Origin of the sequence: Pseudomonas chlororaphis subsp. aurantiaca, from assembly GCF_013466605.1 — a bacterium.
GTDB lineage: Bacteria > Pseudomonadota > Gammaproteobacteria > Pseudomonadales > Pseudomonadaceae > Aquipseudomonas > Aquipseudomonas chlororaphis_I.
On the sequence record NZ_CP059162.1, the window covers coordinates 3,055,569 to 3,076,328 of the forward strand.

General features: G+C 63.2%; 19 protein-coding genes. 7 read left to right on the forward strand and 12 right to left on the reverse strand.

Features of this window, described 5'->3' with window-relative positions; genetic code table 11:
* The first annotated feature begins 37 nt into the window (after window positions 1–37).
* The 6 genes from H0I86_RS14060 (at window position 38) to ycaC (ending at window position 5,804) form a co-directional block, all read left to right on the forward strand.
* A complete protein-coding gene (locus H0I86_RS14060; RefSeq protein ID WP_180925477.1) occupies window positions 38–1,027 on the forward strand; it encodes an MBL fold metallo-hydrolase in 990 nt (329 codons plus the stop codon).
* Window positions 1,028–1,062: 35 nt separating this feature from the next.
* A complete protein-coding gene (locus H0I86_RS14065; protein WP_016703072.1) occupies window positions 1,063–1,986 on the forward strand; it encodes a LysR family transcriptional regulator in 924 nt (307 codons plus the stop codon).
* A 127-nt stretch (window positions 1,987–2,113) separates the two neighbouring features.
* Entirely contained in the window at window positions 2,114–2,530 is a 417-nt protein-coding gene (locus tag H0I86_RS14070; RefSeq protein ID WP_180925478.1) for a DoxX family protein, read from the forward strand.
* Window positions 2,523–3,152, forward strand: a complete 630-nt coding sequence (locus H0I86_RS14075) for an antibiotic biosynthesis monooxygenase (RefSeq protein WP_180925479.1) — start codon at window positions 2,523–2,525, stop codon at window positions 3,150–3,152. The genes H0I86_RS14070 and H0I86_RS14075 overlap by 8 nt, the downstream gene beginning before the upstream one ends.
* Window positions 3,153–3,270: 118 nt before the next feature.
* Window positions 3,271–5,109: an amidohydrolase gene (locus tag H0I86_RS14080; protein WP_009049582.1), complete on the forward strand. Its 1,839-nt coding sequence runs from the start codon at window positions 3,271–3,273 to the stop codon at window positions 5,107–5,109.
* A gap of 68 nt (window positions 5,110–5,177) precedes the next feature.
* The gene (ycaC, locus tag H0I86_RS14085) at window positions 5,178–5,804 is read left to right on the forward strand and encodes an isochorismate family cysteine hydrolase YcaC (protein ID WP_180925480.1); all 627 of its coding nucleotides are present in this window, start codon (window positions 5,178–5,180) and stop codon (window positions 5,802–5,804) included.
* 194 nt (window positions 5,805–5,998) lie between these two features.
* On the opposite strand, the gene H0I86_RS14090 is transcribed toward ycaC, so the two are convergent.
* On the reverse strand, window positions 5,999–7,030 hold the full coding sequence (locus tag H0I86_RS14090; RefSeq protein WP_180925481.1) for an alpha/beta hydrolase: 1,032 nt from the start codon (window positions 7,028–7,030) through the stop codon (window positions 5,999–6,001).
* 160 nt (window positions 7,031–7,190) lie between these two features.
* Between H0I86_RS14090 and H0I86_RS14095 the strand changes: the two genes are divergently transcribed.
* On the forward strand, window positions 7,191–8,096 hold the full coding sequence (locus H0I86_RS14095) for a LysR family transcriptional regulator (RefSeq protein ID WP_180925482.1): 906 nt from the start codon (window positions 7,191–7,193) through the stop codon (window positions 8,094–8,096).
* A gap of 63 nt (window positions 8,097–8,159) precedes the next feature.
* Here the strand turns inward: H0I86_RS14095 and H0I86_RS14100 are convergent, their stop codons facing one another.
* The 11 genes from H0I86_RS14100 to H0I86_RS14150 all read right to left on the reverse strand — a co-directional run bounded on the left by H0I86_RS14100 (window position 8,160) and on the right by H0I86_RS14150 (window position 20,745).
* Window positions 8,160–9,401, reverse strand: coding sequence for a TIGR02270 family protein (locus H0I86_RS14100; protein WP_373369410.1), 1,242 nt, complete (start codon window positions 9,399–9,401; stop codon window positions 8,160–8,162).
* A gap of 53 nt (window positions 9,402–9,454) precedes the next feature.
* A complete protein-coding gene (locus H0I86_RS14105; protein ID WP_180925484.1) occupies window positions 9,455–10,252 on the reverse strand; it encodes a hypothetical protein in 798 nt (265 codons plus the stop codon).
* A 42-nt stretch (window positions 10,253–10,294) separates the two neighbouring features.
* Window positions 10,295–11,335 (reverse strand): DUF4150 domain-containing protein, encoded by a 1,041-nt coding sequence (locus tag H0I86_RS14110; RefSeq protein ID WP_180925485.1) that lies wholly within the window; start codon window positions 11,333–11,335, stop codon window positions 10,295–10,297.
* Entirely contained in the window at window positions 11,325–12,380 is a 1,056-nt protein-coding gene (locus H0I86_RS14115; RefSeq protein ID WP_258019436.1) for a beta-ketoacyl synthase N-terminal-like domain-containing protein, read from the reverse strand. Before H0I86_RS14115 ends, H0I86_RS14110 begins: the two co-directional genes overlap by 11 nt.
* Before the next feature lie 41 nt (window positions 12,381–12,421).
* Window positions 12,422–13,567, reverse strand: coding sequence for a DUF2169 family type VI secretion system accessory protein (locus H0I86_RS14120; RefSeq protein WP_180925487.1), 1,146 nt, complete (start codon window positions 13,565–13,567; stop codon window positions 12,422–12,424).
* Window positions 13,568–13,896: 329 nt separating this feature from the next.
* Entirely contained in the window at window positions 13,897–14,790 is an 894-nt protein-coding gene (locus H0I86_RS14125) for a beta propeller repeat protein (protein WP_180925488.1), read from the reverse strand.
* A gap of 20 nt (window positions 14,791–14,810) precedes the next feature.
* On the reverse strand, window positions 14,811–15,890 hold the full coding sequence (locus tag H0I86_RS14130) for a PAAR-like domain-containing protein (RefSeq protein WP_180925489.1): 1,080 nt from the start codon (window positions 15,888–15,890) through the stop codon (window positions 14,811–14,813).
* On the reverse strand, window positions 15,890–16,930 hold the full coding sequence (locus H0I86_RS14135; RefSeq protein ID WP_180925843.1) for a hypothetical protein: 1,041 nt from the start codon (window positions 16,928–16,930) through the stop codon (window positions 15,890–15,892). The genes H0I86_RS14130 and H0I86_RS14135 overlap by 1 nt, the downstream gene beginning before the upstream one ends.
* Entirely contained in the window at window positions 16,927–18,039 is a 1,113-nt protein-coding gene (locus H0I86_RS14140) for a DUF2169 family type VI secretion system accessory protein (RefSeq protein WP_180925490.1), read from the reverse strand. Before H0I86_RS14140 ends, H0I86_RS14135 begins: the two co-directional genes overlap by 4 nt.
* Before the next feature lie 15 nt (window positions 18,040–18,054).
* On the reverse strand, window positions 18,055–18,501 hold the full coding sequence (locus H0I86_RS14145; protein WP_180925491.1) for a DUF6484 domain-containing protein: 447 nt from the start codon (window positions 18,499–18,501) through the stop codon (window positions 18,055–18,057).
* 18 nt (window positions 18,502–18,519) lie between these two features.
* Entirely contained in the window at window positions 18,520–20,745 is a 2,226-nt protein-coding gene (locus tag H0I86_RS14150; RefSeq protein ID WP_180925492.1) for a type VI secretion system Vgr family protein, read from the reverse strand.
* Window positions 20,746–20,760 lie beyond the last annotated feature (15 nt).

A 20,760-nucleotide genomic window follows, 5' to 3' on the forward strand; every position in this document is an offset into this window, starting at 1 on the left:
GTGGCCGTTTTTCTGACTCGATCAAAAAGGTGAAGGCATGACGCATTCTCTGCTGTGCACGCTGCGCGGAGCAGCCCTGGCATTGGCCCTGACATCGCTTGGCGCCCAGGCGCAGGCGCCGGTCCAGGGCACCCAGGTACCCGGTTACTACCGCCTGGCGGTGGGCGACTACGAAGTGACGGCGCTGTTCGATGGCTACAACGACCTGTCGCCGAAGCTGCTCCAGGGCATGACCCAGGGCCAGATCCGCGCCTTGCTGGCCCGCCGCTCGATCGAGACCCCGGGGGTACAGACTGCCTTCAACGCCTTTTTGGTCAACACCGGCAAGCAACTGATCCTGGTGGACACCGGCGCCGGCCAGTGCATCGGCGCCACCGCCGGCATGCTCTCGGCGAACATGCAGGCCGCCGGTTATCGTCCGGAGCAGGTCGACGCCATCCTGCTCACCCACCTGCACCTGGACCACGTGTGCGGGCTGGTGGACGGCCAGCAGCAACCGCTGTTCGCCAACGCCACGGTCTACGCGGCCCAGGCCGAAGCCGACTACTGGCTCGATCCGCAGGCGCTGGCCAAGGCGCCCGCCGGTGCCCGGGAGTTCTTCAAGATCGCCCAGGACTCCACCGCCCCGTACCGCGCCGCCGGACGCTTCAAGACCTTCGCCAGCGGCCAGTCGCCGGTGCCGGGCGTCGAGGCCCAGCTGGAAGCCGGGCATACCCCGGGCAGCACCACCTACCGCTTCACTTCCCAGGGCCAGAGCATCCTGTTCATGGGCGACCTGGTGCATAACCTGGCGGTGCAGTTCGAGCACCCGGAAGTGTCGATCCGTTTCGACGTCGACAACCAGCAGGCGATCAAGGCCCGGGCCAAGGTCTTCAGCGAGGCGGCCAGCAACAAGACCTGGGTGACCGCGGCGCACCTGCCGTTCCCGGGCGTGGGCCATATCGCCGCGGTGGATGGGCATTTCCAGTGGGTGCCGGCCGAGTACGGGCCTTACCAGCGGGCGGCCAAGGTGCTGATGATCGAGTGACGTGCGCTGGCTGAACACACAAGGGGACTGCCGCTATGAACCGTAACGATCTGCGCCGCATCGACATGAACCTGCTGGTGATTTTCGAGGCCCTGATGTTCGAAAAGAACCTGACCCGGGTCGCGGAAAAACTGTTCATGGGCCAGCCCGCGGTGAGCGCCGCGCTCGGCCGTCTGCGCGACCTGTTCGACGATCCGCTGCTGTTGCGCAACGGCCGCGGGATGGAGCCGACGGCCCGGGCGCTGGTGATTCTCAAGGAGCTGCAACCGGCGATGGATGCGATCTCGGGCGCGGTCAGCCGGGCCAAGGAATTCGACCCGGCGACCAGCTGCGACCTGTTCCGCATCGGCCTGTCGGACGATGCCGAGTTCGGCCTGTTCCCGCCGTTGTTGAGCCAGTTGCGCGAGGAGGCCCCGGGCATAGTCGTGGTGGTGCGCCGGGCCAATTACCTGTTGATGCCGGCCTTGCTGGCCTCGGGGGAGATCTCGGTCGGGGTCAGCTACACCACCGAGTTGCCGGCCAATGCCAAGCGCAAGAAGCTGCGCGACATCGGCTGCAAGGTGCTGCGCGGCGACAACCGCCCCGAGCCCTTGACCCTCGATGAATACTGCCGGCGGCCCCACGCCATGGTGTCGTTCTCCGGCGACCTGAGCGGCAATATCGACCTCGACCTGGCCAAGGTCGGGCGCACCCGCCGCGTGGTGTTGGGCGTGCCGCAGTTCAGCGGTCTGCGGGCCTTGCTCGCCGGCACCGAGATGATCGCCACCGTGCCCGACTACGCGGCCTGTGCCCTGGTCGAAGGCTGCGCCTTGCGCGCCGAGGACCCGCCGTTCGCCATCGAGGCGGCGCAGCTGTCCATGGCCTGGAGCGGGGTGCACGACAACGATCCGGCCGAGCGCTGGTTGCGTTCGCGGATCGCCCAGTTCATGTCCGAGCCCCTGAAGATCCACTCTGCCTAAGCACTGGTGGTCGCGCCGGGCCCTGCGGCGAAGAGAGCACATACGTTCAATTTTTCCCGCCCGCGCAGCGGCACCATGCACTCTCGGCGTCGACGCCGGGGATTTTTCAAATTGTGTGGGTGCGCCAATGAACGCTTCACCATGGGATGACCGGGCCCGGGACCTCGGGCTGCTGTTTCTGCGGGTCAGCGCCGGGCTGTTTCTGCTGTGGGTGCACGGCCTGCCGAAACTGCTCGACTACAGCGCCGAGCTGCAGCGCATCGAAGACCCGTTCCAGTTGGGCGCCAACCTGACGCTGATGCTGGCGATCTTCGCCGAAGTGCTGTGCCCGTTGCTGATTGTCGCCGGGGTGGCGGTGCGCCTGGCCTGCCTGCCGATCCTCGCGGTGCTGCTGGTGGCACTGCTGGTGGTGCATCCGCACTGGAGCCTGGCCGAAGGCCAGTTCGCCTGGCTGCTGCTGATCCTGTTCGGCAGCATTCTTATCGCCGGTCCGGGACGGCTGGCCCTCAATGATCGTTTCGCCGGAGCCTTGCGTTATGTCTGATTCCAATCGCCTCGAGGCCAGTGCGCGGCCGGACTCCGATGAGGTCGTGACGCTGATCGTCAAGCATCGGGTCAAGGCTGGCCTGGAAGCGCCTTATGAAGCCTGGTTGCGGCGCATTGTCGGGGTTGCCGGGCAGTACGAGGGGCATCTGGGCGTGGACGTGATCCGCGGCAAGAGCGGTGGCCTCGACCTGTTCACCTGCGTGCTGCGCTTTTGCTCCACCGAGGCGATGCAGCGCTGGCTCGACTCGCCGCAACGCCGGGCGCTGGTCGACGAAGCCGCGCCGATGCTGGCCGACGGCGACCAGACCGAAGTCCACCCGGTCCATGAATTCTGGTTTTCCACCCAGGCCGATGCCGCCTCGCCACCGCCACGGTGGAAACAGGCGTTGTTGACTATGCTGGTAATTCTGCCGCACACCCTGCTGGTGCCGCTGATCTGGGGGCCTGTGCTGCAACTGAATGCCTGGCTTGGCAATTACGTGGTCGCCACTTTCCTGATCACCCTGACCATCGTGCTCTCGGTGGTCTACCTGTTCATGCCCCTGGCGACCCGGCTGTTCGCCCCCTGGTTGCGAGCCTCTGTCACCGATCGACACCTGGAGCCCGGCCATGGCCAATAACGACGACCCGACCGATCCACTGCGCCGCCACTTGCTCGCGGCCGGATCCTTGCTCAGCGCCGCGGCGGCTTTCTGGCCGCGCCTGTCCCTTGCCTCTTCCCATTCAGAAGGACATCCGATGAACGCCGATCTGATTCTGTTCAATGGTCAATTCCACACCGTCGACCGTGAGAAACCCCGCGCCAGCGCGGTCGCCATCAGCCAGGGGCGCTTCGTCGCGGTGGGCACCGATGCCGAGGCCATGGCCCTGCGCGGCAGCGCCACCCAGGTCATCGACCTCAAGGGCCGCACGGTGATCCCCGGCCTCAACGACTCGCACCTGCACCTGATCCGTGGCGGCCTGAACTACAACCTGGAACTGCGCTGGGAAGGCGTGCCGTCGCTGGCCGATGCCCTGCGCATGCTCAAGGACCAGGCCGACCGCACGCCGACCCCGCAGTGGGTGCGGGTAGTGGGTGGCTGGAACGAATTCCAGTTCGCCGAAAAACGCATGCCGACCCTGGAAGAACTCAACCAGGCGGCGCCGGACACCCCGGTGTTCGTCCTGCACCTGTACGACCGTGCGCTGCTCAACCGCGCGGCGCTGCGCGTTGCCGGCTACACCCGCAACACGCCGAACCCGCCGGGCGGCGAGATCGTCCGCGACAGCAACGGCGAACCCACCGGCATGCTGGTGGCGCGGCCCAACGCGATGATTCTCTATTCGACCCTGGCCAAGGGGCCGAAGCTGCCGCTGGAATACCAGGTCAACTCGACCCGCCAGTTCATGCGCGAACTCAATCGCCTGGGCCTGACCAGCGCCATCGATGCCGGCGGCGGTTTCCAGAACTATCCGGACGACTACGCGGTGATCGAGCAACTGGCCCGGGAGCAGCAGTTGACGGTGCGCATCGCCTACAACCTGTTCACCCAGAAGCCCAAGGAAGAGCTCACCGACTTCAAGAACTGGACCGGTAGCGTCAAGCTGCACCAGGGCGACGACTTCCTGCGCCACAATGGCGCCGGGGAAATGCTGGTGTTCTCCGCCGCCGACTTCGAGGACTTCCTCGAACCGCGTCCGGACCTGCCGCAGACCATGGAGCAGGAACTGGAGCCGGTGGTACGGCATCTGGTGGAACAGCGCTGGCCGTTCCGCCTGCACGCCACCTACGACGAGTCGATCTCGCGCATGCTCGACGTGTTCGAGAAGGTCAACCGCGACATTCCGTTCAACGGCCTGCCGTGGTTCTTCGACCACGCCGAAACCATCACGCCGAAAAACATCGAGCGGGTTCGCGCCCTCGGTGGCGGCATCGCGATCCAGGACCGCATGGCGTTCCAGGGCGAATACTTCGTCGACCGCTACGGCGCCAAGGCCGCCGAACAGACCCCGCCGATCAAGCGCATGCTCGCCGAGGGCGTGCCGGTGGGCGCCGGCACCGACGCCACCCGCGTCTCCAGCTACAACCCCTGGACCTCGCTGTACTGGATGGTCAGCGGCAAGACCGTGGGCGGCATGGAGCTGCACGCCGAAGGCCTGCCACGGCAGACCGCGCTGGAACTGTTCACCCATGGCAGCGCCTGGTTCTCCTCGGAGCAGGGCAAGAAGGGCCAGATCAAGGTCGGCCAGCTGGCGGACCTGGCGGCCCTGTCCGCGGACTTCTTCAGTGTCGAGGAAGAAGCCATCAAGTGGATCGAGTCGGTGCTGACCGTGGTCGACGGCAAGGTGGTGTACGCCGCCGGCGACTTCTCCAAGCTTTCGCCGCCGATGGTGCCGGTGCTGCCGGACTGGTCGCCGGTGGTCAAGGTGCCGGGGCACTGGCGTCCGACCTCGCCGCTGGTGGCCCAGGTGCACCAGTGCAGCGGCCCGTGCGCGGTGCACTCCCACAGCCACGAGCGGGCGCGCCTGTCGAATGTGCCGGTCAGTGACTTCCAGGGATTCTGGGGCGCCTTCGGCTGCTCGTGCTTTGCCTTCTGACGATCAACAACAGTGCCGGCCGCAGCGGCCGGCACCCATAGCGACATCCATCCACCTAGGAGTTTCACATGAGCAACGTACCCTACAAACGTCTGGACATTAACGACGCCGTTGTCCTGCTGGTCGACCACCAGACCGGCCTGATCTCGCTGGTCCAGGATTTCTCGCCCAACGAGTTCAAGAACAACGTGCTGGCCCTGGCCGACTGCGCCAAGTTCTTCAAGCTGCCGACCATCCTCACCACCAGCTTCGAATCCGGCCCGAACGGCCCACTGGTACCCGAGCTCAAAGAGATGTTCCCGGACGCGCCCTACATCGCTCGTCCAGGCCAGATCAATGCCTGGGACAACGAAGACTTCGTCAAGGCGATCAAGGCCACCGGCCGCAAGCAACTGATCATCGCCGGCGTCGTCACCGACGTCTGCGTGGCGTTCCCGACCCTGTGCGCACTGGAAGAAGGTTTTGACGTGTTCGTCGTGACCGACGCTTCCGGCACCTTCAACGAAGTGGTGCAGCAGGCTGCCTGGGCCCGCATGTCCGCCGCCGGTGCGCAACTGGTCAACTGGTTCTCCGTGGCGTGCGAGCTGCAGCGTGACTGGCGCAACGACATGGAAGGCCTGGCCAACCTGCTGTCGCAGCGTATCCCGAACTACCGTAACCTGATGAACAGCTACTCGGCATTCACTGCCAAATAAGCCTCGCGTCATCGCCGAGCTGAAAAAATGCCCGCCCTGCGCGGGCATTTTCTTGCCCGGGGTTTTGGTAGCCATGCGGGGAAGGTACGTTGGTGGGGCGACAGGCTTGGTGGGTTGAACGACCAAGGCAGTCAACAAAAAGGCAGGCAGCAAAAAGCCTGCCGCGGGGCAGGCTTTCTGGTGGTGGGGGAGGTTCAGTTCAGGTGCGTCTTGAGTTCCAGCGCTGCCTGGCGGACCGCCGCCTTGACCTCGGGAATCTGGCTCAGGGGGTTGAGCAGGCCGAAGTCGTGGATCATGCCGTTGTAGCGCACGGCCGTGACCGGCACGCCGGCGGCGTCCAGGTGGCGCGCATAGGCTTCGCCTTCGTCGCGCAGCACGTCGAACTCGGCGGTCTGCACCAGGGCGGCGGGCAGGCCGCGCAACTGTTCGGTACTGGCCTGCAACGGCGAGGCGTGGACCTGCGCCCGCTCGGCGGCGTCGGTGGTGTAGTTGTCCCAGAACCAGCGCATCATGCCCTGGGTCAGGAAGTGGCCTTCGGCGAATTGCCGGTAGGAGCCGGTGTCGAAGCGGGCGTCGGTCACCGGCCACATCAGCACTTGATAACGCAGGGTCGGGGCCTTCTGTTCCTTGGCCATCAAGGCCACCACCGCCGCCATGTTGCCGCCCACGCTGTTGCCGGCCACCGCCAGGCGCTTGCCGTCGACACCGATCTCGCGGCCGTGCTCGGCGACCCAGCGGGTGGCGGCATAGGCCTGGTTGATCGCGGTCGGGTAGCGGGCTTCCGGTGACGGGGTGTAGCCGACGTACACCGCCACCGCGCCGGAACCCACCACCAGGTCGCTGATCAGCCGCTGGTGGGTCGGGTAGTCGCCCAGCACCCAGCCGCCGCCGTGGAAGAACATGAACACCGGCAATTCACCCTTGACCTTGGCCGGGCGCACGATCTTCAGCGCGACGTCCTGCTGGCCGACCTTGATCGTGCGTTCGCTGACCTCGACCCCGGACAAATCGACCTGCACCGAAGACTGCGCGCCCGCCAGCACCGCCCGGGCGTCCTTGGGGCTCAGTTGTTCCAGTGGGGTGCCGCCGCCTGCCGCGAGGGCATCGAGGAAGGCCTGGGTGTTGTGCTCGACGCCCTGGCCAGCGGCCTGGCTGTCGGCGGCATAGGCGCTGCCGACACACAGGGCGAGAAGGCTGGCGGTCAGGGTTTTGCGGGCGATGTTCATGGAGAAATCCTTTTTTGGTCGTTGGCAATCGAATAGTGGAAAGGGCGCTCGGCGGGCCTCTCGATCGAGGGCCTTGGCAGCACCGTGGACACAGATTAATCAGGTGCCAGAAAGCGAAAAAGCCGCTATAAAGCGTTTGACTGTCAACCATGGAGTGACAATGAACCCGTTCGAAGACATGCGTATTTTTTGCCAGGTCATGGACTCCGGCAGCTTCACCGCGGCGGCGGATCAGCTGGGCCTGTCCAAGCAGTTCGTCAGCCGGCGCCTGATGCAACTGGAGGAGCGCCTTGGCGTGCGTTTGCTCAATCGCTCGACCCGGCGCCTGGACGTGACGCCCCTGGGGCAGAGCTATTACGAGTCGGCGCTGCGCCTGCTCAGCGAAGTCGAGCAGGTGGAGCAGGGCATCGCCGGCCAGACCGTCGAACCCCGGGGCACCATTCGCCTGAGCGCGCCGCTGTCGTTCGCCATGGCCCACCTGGGGGAACTGTTGCCGCTGTTCCTGCAGCGCTATCGCGATGTCGCGGTCGAGGTCGATCTCAGCGACCGCCCGGTGGACCTGCTCGGCGAAGGCTACGACCTGGCCTTGCGCATCGGCGTGCTGGAAGACTCGACGCTGATTGCCCGGCGCATCGCTTCGATCCAGCGGGTGTATTGCGCCAGCCCGGCGTACCTCGCCGAGCGCGGCACCCCGCTCAGGCCCGAGGAGCTGCAGGGCCACGACTGCCTGCCTTACGGCCACGGCCGCCAGGTGCAGTGGCGTTTCGAAGGGCAGGGCAACAAGCCCCTGCTGGTCAACGTCACCGGCAGGATGCGGGTCAACAACGGCGAATTGCTCAAGGACGCGGCCATCGCCGGCATGGGCATCACTTACCTGCCGACCTTCATCGTCGAGGCCGCGCTCAAGGACGGGCGGCTGGTGTCGCTGCTGGACGACTTCGAGCCCGAGCCCCTGGCCTTGTCGGCGGTCTACCCGCAACACCGCCAGGGTTCGCGACCGGTGCAGGTATTTATCGAGTTCCTACGCGAACAGCTCAATCGCGGCGTGGCCTCGGTCGCGCGATAAGGCGCGGGGAGCATGCGCTGGCGTTAGCGGCAGGAGCCTGGTGCCTCCGGGGCGGTTGCCGGCTCAGCGCCCGAACCCCGCAGGCTCTCCCAATAATGCCTTTTGCCGCCAGGCGGGCGCGCTGGTGGGGAAAAGCACTTCGGTCGGCCGCAAGCGCGCCATGCCGCATGCCGCGGCGATACGCTGGCGTTGCTGGCCCCGGACAAGCGCTTGCCGATAACTGCTTTCGCTCTGTCGCAGCCCCAGCACATAACCCACGCCCGCCTGGAAATCGCCTGCATGGGCTTGCCACCAGGCTGCGATCAACGGCGGGTCGGGCCAGGGCAGGTTCTCATCGGGGTCCATGGCGACATTGGCATCCTCAGGGTCGTCGTTCGGGCCGGCATCGAAGTCCGGCAGGTCCTGCAATTCCAGGTCGAGCAGCGCCAGGTCGGCGCCAGTGATCAGACTGAAGGCTTCTCCGGCGACGCGGGCATGCGACAGGTCGCTCATCTGCTGGATCAGCCAGGGCACGCTGACCGGATCGCCCAGCAGCCCAACCGCCTGGATGCCGATGCGCCGTTGCCCGGGGTTCTGCATCAACTGGCGGATCCAGGCGATGCTGCGCTCGCGCTGTTGCCAGGCCAGCAATACGCAGAGCGCGCGGTACTGGAATTCGCCCGCTTGCTCGGCGAACTGGCGCAGCGGCTCCAGCGCTTCCTCGTCGCCCATCTGCGCGGTGGCCCAGTTGGCCCAGAAGCGTGGGGCTGCCTCCTGATGCCGGCGGTGGGCACGAATCGCCGGCATCAGGTCACGACGGCGCAGCTCGCCGGCAGTACGAGCGGCCCGCGCCAGCACGCCGGGGTCGGCATGGGAAAGCCCGGCCAGCAGGGCGGGGCCAGGGTCGTGGCGATGCATGCCACAGGCGGCCAGGCCGAGTCGACGGAACAGGGGCTCGGGGGAGGCGAGCATACGCTCGATCCAGGGCGATACCCGCTCCCAGTCGAGCCAACCCAGGGCCGCGGCCATAAAGCGCTCGCTGCCTTCGCGGGTGCGCACCTGTTCGGCCAAGGTGGCCATGGCGGCGATATTGCCGGTTTCGAATGCCGGCACCGTGGCGGCAAATACCTCGCCCTGTGCGTGGGGGCCCAGTTGCTGCAGCACGGCGTCCAGTCCGGGTAGACCGGCGATGCGCAGACCATCCAGATGGGCTTCGATGCGGTCGTCGAGCTCGCCCAGGTCATCCAGGTCGTAATGCGGTGCATGCATCGCCTGATCGCGCAGAAGGGCGAGGAAACTGGCTTCTTCGGCGTGTTGGTCAATCATGTTTATTATCAGGGGCATCATAAGAGTCCCGCAGGGAAATGGCTGAAGAACAGTCACGGGATTTTGTGTCCGAAGAAGTAGCGGATACCATCTTCGTATTTGCTGGAGTCAGGGTCTTCGAGGAAAGTCTCGATAGTAGCGGTAGCCGCTAGCGGCTGCAGTTTTTTCGCCTTGTACCAAGCACTACAATTTATTCCAGTCGCGGCTTCAAATTGCAGCTTCCAGCGCAATGATGAAAAGTACGGAGATTGAATATCCTGCAAGATGAACCGTGCCAGATGAGAAACCCCATACCGTTCACCCTGTAAAACCAATGTCCGCTCGTCACCGAACTTGTCAAGCAACTTCTGATGACACAAGATGACCGCATCCTCGTAGTCGTCTGCCTCAACGGAAAATAGTTGTTTACCAAGTAGGCCCTCGATGTAATCGGTCAGGCGCTCGGCCTCTTCACTGCCTTTGTTTGAAAGGTGCTTATCGAGGAGTATCGGGACGTAAGACAATTCGCTGCGTGCAGTCAGCGCGCCACAAAGATCGAAGACTCTGTGGAGATCCGGTTCGTTTTTCACGATCTCTGCGATCTTCGAAAAACAAGCGCTCGTTCCTGCGTCGGAGAGCAGCTCCAAGCATCTGTGATCAAGTGCGATGTCGTGGGTCTTACCATAAAGCTGAAGCACGACCGGCATCAACTCGAAGTCTCCCCGCTTGGCGCGATCAAGGGCTAGGGCACACACGCGCCAAGGGTCGTCAAAGGGCGCGCGTGGCAGCTGGAGCCCTTCTGGCAGAGGAGGACTGCCAAGGTAACCCTTGCCATAATAATCGATTTGAAATTGAAATTCGTTTTGTGACATGACTTCGCGCTAGTTCAAGCGCCTCCTGTCCGAATGCAGCGATTAGTTGTTGATATTGACCGTCTGAAAAGCCGAGAACTTCTTGTCGATTGCTTTGCACACATCGCATAAGGGATCTTTGCACTGGAGGTTGCCATTCTTCCCTGGTTTGCCGGGGCACCCTCCCGCGGACAACGGTACCAAGTGCATGACTTCGCCGCTGCAACCGGTGTTTGCTTTGAAGGCGGCTGAATATCCAGTTTCAGGTTTCCCTTCCACTCCTCTCCAGGTGTCGCGGCTTTTTTTGGTAGCGGCGCTCTGCAAGGCTTGAGCGGCTGCGAGGTCGGGAGTCGCGGGTGGTGGGGCATAAAACACATGGCATGGTGGCTCTGGAAGCAGCTTGGGCTTCGGGTTCGAGCAGGTGCATCCAGGACGGGTTCTCGCCTCCTGCAACAGATTGGCCGCTTCTGTTTGCTTGGCCTCGACAGACTTGAATGCCACCGCTGGTCTTGGGTTATTCCCTTTTGTCTTTTCCGGTCTTGCTTTGGTGTCGCCTTCTCTCCTGGCCCGCTCGGCATACCACTCATCTGCTGTCATCGGTGTTCCGCTCGCGTGTTCTTCTTCTCCACAGCAAGGGCACTTGTTCTGCTTTATCACTGCCTTTTGGGTGTTGGACAAGTTTAGGGCCGGAGATGGGGTATTGGCTGTCGGACTGGCATGATTCGACGTGGTCATATCCGCATGTCGATCGATGTTCTTCCCTTCGAACAGCACGTCCATGGACCAGGAGACAAAATAGGTCTTGCCGGTGATGACGTGGGTGATAACCCCTGCGCCCTGGCTTTTCGTCGCCGCCTCGTCACCCAGAGGGGAGGTCTTGTAATAGGAGAGGTCCTTCAACATGACTTCCTTTCTCTTGATCTTCACCGTCTTGCTGCCCTTCTTCATGTCCTTGGAGAAGGATGTGTCGGGGTACGGCACCGGGATCGGGCCGGCTGGTGGGGCAGGAGGGGTCAGGCAGACGTCCGGAAAGGCGGCGATCACCTTGCCATCGCCGGCCTTGCAGGCGATCTCGTCCCCGTTGGCATAGACCTCACAGCCCATGGTTGGTCCCTCCGTCCTTTGGTGGACTAAAACGGCTCAGGGTTGCTGCTCTCAGGATGGTGGCCGCTCGGCTGCCTGCGACCGAGCTGGTCAGGCCCATAGCCTTCGTCCCCGGAGCATAGCCCTTGCGAAATGCCTGATCGGCAAGCACCAGTTGTGCAATGCCCGCAGCGGCCCCGGAATCGCCGATGGCCTCTGCCCAATGCCACAGCGGTTGTGCCTGTTTTCGGACAACCCGCATGAGCCGGCCCTCCATGAGAGGGAGTTCCTTGAACCCATACAACTCGCCGGCAACATCCGACAAGCGCAGATCGATCTCATGCAGGCCGAGTTTTGCCTCGGCGAGTGCAGAGCGTGCGGCGGCGGTGAGGCCAAGCCCGAGCAATGGTTCGCCTGAAAGGATCGATGCTTGCTCCTGGCCGAAGCCGATCCCGATGACCTCGGCGTGGGTATCGCCCCAGGGCTCTGCCTGGACCAGCACGGCGGCGGCGGCTTCGCCGGGAATCACGCCGTCCCGGTTGGCTGGCGTCTTCAACCGGTGATGCTCATCCAGCCACTGGAGCGTCGTCGCGTTGAGCAGAGAATCGACTCCGCAGACCAGGCACGCGGGGACCTGCTCCTGCTGAATCAACCGTCGTGCTTCATGCAGGGCCAAGAACCCCGCGGTGTGGCCCGTTGGAAACACCCGTGAACTGGAGGGATGGAAGTGAACGCCGAACGCGTCGTATAGGTGGTTCACGATCGATTGAACCAGGCCCGCGTTGCGGCTCCCACCTCCGGGGCGTTCCGGTTCGGCCAGGCACAGGAGCAGCGGTATCTGGTCCCAGGGCATATCGGGTGGCCCGTGCAGCAGATCCGCCAGCGCCTGGCTCAGCAATTCATTCAAACGAGAGGCGCGTGGCAGCGTCCAGTCCAGGCCGGGCACCATGGCGCCAACGATGGGTTCGCATGAGTTGTCGAGGTAGGGCAGGTTTTCCAAGGCTGAGAGGCCGGCGCGTTTGGCCGCGCAGGCGCTGGCGGCACTCAGGCCGACAGGACAGGCCATACCGCTGCTCGTTATGAATATGTTGTTATTCCTATGCATGATCAGTCATCGTCCAGGTCGTTCGGATGGCGCGTTGTTTTTGACCACTCGACGACTTCGGCCAGTGACTTGAACCGGCGCTTCCCGCGCATGCGTTCGTCCCTGGCCCGATCAAGCATCATTTGCCGGCAGCTTGTCCCGAGCTTGACTTGCGATACTTCATGGATGTTGCGTCGCAGCGGAATAGATGCCCGCCACACCAGGGTCAGCCGTCCTTCGTCCGGCTCCAGCAGCACGGTATCGACGACGGCCGGAACCTCGGTGATCCGATCTTCCCGGGAGAGGAACAGGACAGGTAGACGAAGATCGGCCGGAAGCCTGAACGCTGTCCTGCCTTGACGGGTCAGGTTCATCAGCGCCACATCCTCACCTCCGTGGGGATAGTCGATCTGCTGGTCCTCCGGGGCGCTTTGGAAGTAGCGGGTGTCAAAGTCTGCCGGTAGAAACGGGAATTGATGATCCAGCCACTTCTGATCGTAGGTACCCGCCCACCGTATGCGTTGTTGCCAAGCGCGACCGATCGGACCGAATGCCATGGGTCTATAGCCGCCTTGCGGCTGGGTTACAGGATTGTCCAGTTCCTCGGTGTTGGGTAGCGGCTTGCCATGCAGTTGTGCCGCAGTAGCCTTGGGGTGAAAACCGACGCCAGCGTGGTTCAGTGGGTACCAGCGGTGCTTGGCTGGGTCTTGATGTGTTCGGTCGACTCCCCCGTAGGCGTTGTTGTAGCTGATTGGCAACGTAGTGAACGGCTGAGGTGTGGCGGGCGAGGCTGATAGCAGCCCTGCCTCGTACGCGCGAGGCCCCACCACCTTGAATGCTTTGATGAGGGAGCCCGCCTTGATCGCGACGGTAACGGCGGTTGCCGGCTTCCCGTGCGGGGCATGGCAACTCCCATTGAGCAGTACGTCACAGCGGGGCTTGCCAGGTGCGAAGTCATTCTCGTACAGCGGTGCCGATGAACCGGGCTCGCCAGTGAAGATGTCCGTCATCACCAAGGGACGCTGATCTTCCAGCAGTTGCGGTTCCCGCTCTGGACGGTCGGGAATGGCATAGGTTCCCTTCGCCACGACCACGAGCCACTCGCGGCCGACCTTGTCGGTGGAGGTCGTATAGCCGGCTACCAGCTTAGTGGTGTTGAGCAGTTCCATGCGTGTGGTGCCTCGGTTGATCTGCAGCGAACCGCCGCTGATGCGGTTCGCCCCTCAGGAGCGGCTGGACAGGTGGGCATCCAGGGTGATCGCCTGGCCTGCGCTGGGCGCGCCGCTGGTCGCCGTCGGCGCGGGTTTCGCTGCTGGTTGTCCAGGGGCGAGAGTGGCTGACGCTCATCGCGCGGCGCACGCCCGACAGGGTGGCGCATGGGCGGGAGGCAGGACGCGCGCTCCCTGACTCGTTCGAGCCCAGCGCAGGTGACGGGTAGGCCCATTCTGTGTCCGTCGACGCCGCGCGGCTGCGGGAACTGCGCGTAGTCGACATGGATTCAGTAGGCGGGATCATTGTAATCAACCGGCGTCCAGTTCTTGCCGTCCGAGGTAAATGCCAGATGCCGATTGCCGACCGACCAAAGAACGCCATCGCCTGCTGACAAAAAAGACGCCGACCCTATTCCGTCAGATCCAATAGCGGCTTGCTCGAGGCGTTCATCCGCTAGCTTGAAGACTGCTTTGGAGGAGGAAACGAACACATCGTCATTCAAGCTTTCCACTCCCCAGAGGTCATCGCTGAAGTCGCCCAGATCGATGACTTCCCATCGGTCTTCCCTTCCGGCAAGAACCACACCGGCTTGCCCAACGATATAGGTCTTGCCATTGGGCGCGCAGTGAACACGTTGCAGGGCAACGGAGGTCGGGCTGTCTATGGGCTGCCATTGCGCGCCGTTGAATAGCCATATTTCACCATCCAAGCCCACCGCATAGATTTCATTCGCCGAGTATCCATCGATGGAGTTGAATCCCTTGATACCCCCTCTGTTGAGAATTGGGGCGCTGAGCGGTAGCCAATCACCGGAACTGCTACGCCGATAGACCTGTCGCTGCATACCCGCGACGTAATTGCTACCCGCGATAACCCGCATGTCACGCAGTGGACCAGTTTCCCTTGGGCCAGTGACGGACTCATGGGTCTTGGCACCACCCTGGAATACATGAATGTCGCCATCCAGGCCCATGCAGAACAGTGTCAGTGGGCTAGCGAAGGCAGTGATGGCGGTAGCCGTCCAATCGATCATGAAATGCGCAAACGCACCGTTTTTCCAACGGATAACCTTGGTATGGCCGATATCCTGATTATTCAAATCGGTTATCTGGGCGGTGATAAATACCAAGTCTTTCCTGATGACGGTGCACTCCGAAAATGTAACTGCCCCGTTATTCATATGAGTACTCCATGAGGTTCTCAGCCATCGAGGTCCATCAACTGTTCTGCGCCATATTCCTTTTGTTCGTCGTTGAGGGGAGACCTGTCGGCACGCAACGGCGTCTTGTTATCGGTGACGCCGACTTGTTTGTGATAATTGTCCATTTGAGCTTCAAGGCATTCTTTTTTACAGGGCTTGCCGTCTTTACCCGAAGCAGGGAAGGTCTTTTGATGCGCAAATACTGCGCTTTCCTTGGCTGCGCCATAGTTCCACGCATTGTCCTTGCCCCCCATCTGAGAGCGTGGGCCATCGGCATCCATGGCTCCCTTCTCGGCAGTGTTCTGAATGGCATGCATCTGACCATGTGTCTCTTTGTAGCGGGAGCCAGTGACACAGACACAAGGTGCACGCGTATCGTCATAGCTCTTGAATTCCTCCAGGCGTTTTTTCGAGGTACGCCCCCCGGCCTCGGTAAAACAATGAACTTCGATCAAGTGGTGAGGCGTCTCGCCTTCGCAACAGCCCTGTTGGTTTTCGGTCGAGCGTGGGGTATGAGGAACCAGCATGCATTTCTTGGCGCGCTGGCAATCGTCGTTCTTGCAATCTTTGTCATGATCGCCAGAGCATTTGTCTTCGACTTCCTTGCGCTCGTCTTCGCAACCCTTGCCGGGCGGACCGCCGGCAACCTCGTCGAGATACGGCCAGGTGGGCGTGTTGCCAGGGTACGACGCATGATTGTGGGTGGTCATATCCAGGTTTCTGACTATGTTCTCGCCTTCGAACTTCACATCCATGGACCAGGAAGTGAAGTAGACCTTGCCTTTGATTTTGCTAGTGACTACCCCTTTCTTCGGGGCACAGCCTGCTTCGTCGCCATAGCTGGTCTTGAAGTAACTCTTGTTCTTCAGCATCACCTCTTTACGGGTGATCTTCACCGTCCGACTGCCCCTGGTGGTGTCCTTGGCCATACCGGTATTGGGGTAGGGGATGGGCACCCCTGTCGGTGTCGGCGGAGCCTGGGGCGGGGTGAAGCAGACGTCCGGGAAGCAGGCGACGGACTTGCCATCGGCCGCCTTGCAGGAAATCTCCATGTCGTTGGCGAAAACCTGGTTGCCCATCACGTAGCCCTCACAGTCTGATAACTGAGCAGCGCGGCGGCGCGTTGCCCGGCGTCGTTGCCGAGGTGGCAGAAGATATTCGGGCCTTCGCCGTAGCCCTTGCGGCTGGCGGCCAGGGCCACGGCGAGCATCGCCGGGCCGATGGCGGCGCCGGTTTCGCCGATGCAGTCGGCGGGGTGCCAGAGGTGGAAGAATTCCTTGCGCACCCGCAGGGTGCGGCTCAGGGCCAGGGAGGCTTCCTTGAAGTAGTACTGCTCGCCGGAGATGTCGGTGAGCCGATAATCCATCTGCTCCAGCCCGCAGCCGGCTTCGCTCAGGGCCGCGCGCACGGCTTGCGTCAGGCCGTCGGCGCGCAGCGGAATGTCTTCGGCCTCCACCGTGGCCTTTTCCACGCCGAAGCCCAGGCCGATGCACGCCAGCTGCGGCGTTTCGCTGGCGGTCGGGGCATTGATCAGCACAGCGGCGGCGCCTTCGCCGGGGATAAAACCGTTGGAGTTCTGGCTGGTGAGCAGGCGTTCGCGCTCTTCGAAAGCGGCCAGGGTCGGGCCGCTGAGGAAGGAGTCGACGCCGGCGATCAGCACGTGGCGATGGCCTTGCTCATAAATCAGTTTGCGCGCATTGAGCAGGGCGACCGCGCCGCTGACTCGACCACGGGGGATGACATTGGAGCTGCCATGAAAACGCACGCCCAATTCACGCTCAATGTCGTGCAGCAGGCAAAGATCCAGGCCGTCGAGACGGCCGGGGCGGTCGGCCTCCGCCACCCCGAGCAGCAGCGGGGTTTTCTCCGGGTCGACGCCCGGCGTGCTCTGTAGTGCCTCGGCGATGGCCCGTGCAGCCATCTTGATCAGCTTGCTGCGCCCACGCCAGGGCTGTTCCAGGGGCACGCTGGCAGCGATCAGCCATTCGCCACCTTGGTCAATGAAACGGGTCTCCTGGAAGTTATCGATAGCGCAACGGATCGCCGCGCAGCTCGCGGGGGCGCTAAGGCCTACGGCGCTGACCATGCCGGAGCCGATGATGCAGAGCGCGGCCATCAGGGCGTCTCCTCGGGCGCGCGCTTGGCTTTCACCAGCGCCGACAGCGACGGGTAGTAATCCTTGCCCAGTTCGCGGGCGCGCCACCAGCCTGTGGACATCGTGCCGACCAGCACCTGAGTGATCTCGAACAGGTTGCGTCGTAGCGGACGGGAGACACGCCAGGTCAGCTGCACCTGGAGCGCGTCAGTGTCGATCAGCAGCGTGTCGATCACCGCCTGCACAGTCTCATGGCCGCCTTTTTTCAGAAAGAAGGTCACCGGCACCTGCATTTCGGGAATGCGAAAGCCCGCGCGCTCCTGGGACGTGAGGTTGAGCAGCAGCACATCCTCGCCACCGCGCAGGTAGTGGGTCTGCTGATCCTCAGGGGCCGCCTGAAAGTAGCGGTTGTCGAAATCCGCCGGCAGAAAGGGAAAGCAGTCGGCCAGCCAGGCCTCGTCGTAGGTGCCGGCGAAGCGGGCGCGTTGTGGCCAGCCACGGCCGATGGGGCCGAGGGCCATGGGGCGGAAGCTGCCAGAGGGACTGTCGATCGGTTTGCCCAACTCCTCGGTGCTCGGCATTGGCATGCCAACGATGTCGGCACTGTCGGCGCTGCGCGGGTACCAGCCGCAACCGACCGGATTGTCCAGGTAGCAGTGGCGCAATTGGGGGTCGTTGGCGATCGGATGGTTGCCGCCAAACGCCCGGGCATAGGAGATGTCCTGCTCGGTAAACGGCTGTGGCAAGCCGGGAGCAACGCCCAGAAGCCCCGCTTGCCATTGCCGTGGACCGAGGACGGAAAAAGCCTTGCTCATCCGCCCGACGCGAATGCCTGCGGTCAACTGCGTCACGGGGCGCCCGCCTGGGGCGTAGGCCTTGCCGCGGACCAGGACATCGCAGCATGGCTTGACCGGGGCGAAGTCCATTTCCTGCAGCGGGGCGCTGAGGCCGGGCTCGCCGAGGAAGGTGTCGGCCATCAGCAGCGGTTGCTGGGTGTCGGCGAGGGTGGCCGCGCGGCCGTCCAGCGGCAGGTTGAACGTGCCTTTGGCCACCACCACCAGGGACTCGCGGCCATCGGGCGCCAGGCCCTGGGTATAGGCGGCAAGCAGTTTGCTGGCGTTGAGCAGTTCCATAGGCCGGATACCTGTCTAGTTGATCTGCACCGAACCGCCCTTGATGCGGTTGACCCCGCTGGAGCGGCTGGACAGGTAGGCGCCCTGGATGATCACTTTGCCCGCGCGGGTCAGGGTGATGCTGGCCTTGCCGCAACGCAGCACGATCTCGCGTTCGGCGCTCAGCTCCAGGCAATGCTCGTCCAGCCGCACGCTGGCGACTGGCTCGGGCGGGGCGTCCGCGCCGAGCAGGCGGCCGAGCACCAAGGGGCAAGCCGGATCGCCGCCTTCGAACATCAGCGCGACCTGGCCGCCGATATCCGCAGGCCCCAGCAGCGCGGTGCAGCGGGCAACGACGCCGCTGGCATCCGGGCAACCCGGGTAAACGACCCTGGGCGCGCTGGCGTGCGGCAGCTCGAGCAGGGTGCCGATGACGACCGCGTCGATGCGGGCCTGTATGGGTAGCGGGTGCTGAATCGTCATATACACACCTCCACTGTGCTAGTTCTGCAGGATCTTCTGGCCTTTGACCACAACGTTCCTGTTGGCCTTGATGTTGATGGCGCCGGAGCCGTCGATGGTGATGTCCTTGCCGCGAATCATGATGGTGCCGTCCTTCTTCATGGTGATGCTGGCCGCGCCCGTGGTCAGGGTGATGGAGTCGCTGGCGGTGAGGGAGAAGTTCTTGCCGACGTCCAGGCTGTCGTTCTGCTGGATGTTGGTGGTGCGGTTCTGGTTAACGTCGCGGGATTCGTTCTTGCCGATCCGGGTGCTCTGGTTGCCGTTGATCTCGATACCTTCGTTGCCCTTGACCGTTTCGTTGCGGTTGCCGGTGATGTCGATGGTCTCGTTGCCGCCCACGTCCTCGGTGCGGTTGCTGACGATGCTGATGGTTTCGTTGGCACCGACCTTTTCCGTGCGGTCCGCGCCTATGGTGATGGTCTCGTTGTTGCCCACCTTCTCGGTGCGGTTGGCGCCGATGGTGATTTTCTCGTCGCTGCCGACATCCTCGGTACGGTTCACCCCGATGGAGATGGTCTCGTTATTGCCGACCTTTTCCTTGCGATCCACGCCGATGGTGATGGTTTCGTTGTTATCGACGGTTTCGGTGCGGTCGTGTTTGACGTGCACGGTTTCGTCGTGGTCGATGGTCTTGCTGCGGTCGTGGCCGACCCAGTGGGTTTCGTCGTTCTCGACCTCGATGTCCTGGTTTTTCTCGGCGTGGATGAACAACTGCTCCGCGCCCTTTTTGTCCTCCATGCGGATTTCATTGAAGTTGGCTGGCGAGCCCTCCTTGCTCGAGCGGCTTTTCACCCCGCTCTGGGTGGCATTGGCCGGCAGTTCGTAGGGCACGGTCTGTTCGGCGTTATAGACGCGGCCGGTGATGATCGGGCGATCCGGGTCGCCTTCGAGGAAACTGACGATCACTTCCTGGCCGATCCGCGGGATCTGCACCGACCCCCAGTTCTTGCCGGCCCAGGCCTGCGACACGCGCATCCAGCAGGAGCTGTTTTCGTTGGATTGGTCGTGGCGATCCCAATAGAAATGCACCTTGACCCGGCCATACTGGTCGGTCCAGATCTCCTCGCCGGCGGGGCCCACCACCCTGGCGGTCTGCGGCCCGCGGACAATGGGCAGGGGCGTCAGGGGCAGGGGGCGGAAAGCCTGGCCGGCATCCATGCAGTCCAGTTCGCTGATGAACTGCTCGGCCAGGTCCAGCTGCCCGCTTTCATAAAGCTCCTGGCGGATCTGATAGCGGGCGACCACCACCAGGTATTCGCGATTCTGGTCGGCGCGGTCATAGCCGGTCAGCTTGAACAGATGCCCGCAGCCCAGGCCACGCGCACGACCGCGCAACTGCACGCGCTCGAACTGGCTGTGAATGGCCTGGATACGGGTGCGTGCGTAATGCTCGCCATCCTTGCTCTGTACGTATTCGCCCGGGTAGTCGTAGAGCGGATGGTCGCCGTTGCTGTGGCTGCGCGACACGCTGGAGCGCACTTCGAGGCTGGCGCCGGGGCGCTGGAAGTCGTAGTCGTTCAACGCCAGCGAGCCCGGCTGGACTTCCCGCGCCAGTTGCCAGTCGTAGAAGTGGTCGCGCTCGCGCATCTGTTGATCGGGCGGGTAGAAGGGCACCGAAGCGTAGTCTGCCACCGTCGAGTGAGCGCCGTAGGCGTCGGCCAGCACCAGGACATGCCGCGCTTTCTCATGGCGGAAGTAGTAGTAGATGCCTTCCTGTTCCATCAGCCGGCTGATGAAGTCGAAGCTGGTTTCGCGGTATTGCACGCAGTATTCCCACTCACGGTAACTGCCGCTCAGGTTGTCTTCGAAATCGGAGAAACCGAGGTCGCGGAATACCTGCTTGATGATGTCCGGCACCGTCTTGTTCTGGAAAATCCGGCAGTCCGAGGTGCGCGTGAGCAGCCAGAACCAGGGCCGCAGGCTGACCCGATAACCGGCGAACTGGCCGTGGCCGGTCAGTTGCCGGCAGCCGCAGGCAATCCCGTGGAAATAGCGTTTGCCGCCGCCGTGCAGCTCCAGGGTCAGGCCCATCGGCTTACCCAGCAACTGGTCGAACTTGATCGCCCGGTCTTCGGACGTGAGGTCCAGTTCGTAATGGAACAATCGCCCCAGCTCCTCGCTGCCTTCCATGCTCTGCAACAGCAGGACCTCGCCGCCGAGGGGGCTGTCGACCTGCACCAGGCGATTGCTTTGCGTGATTGCCATAAACGGCTTCCTCTG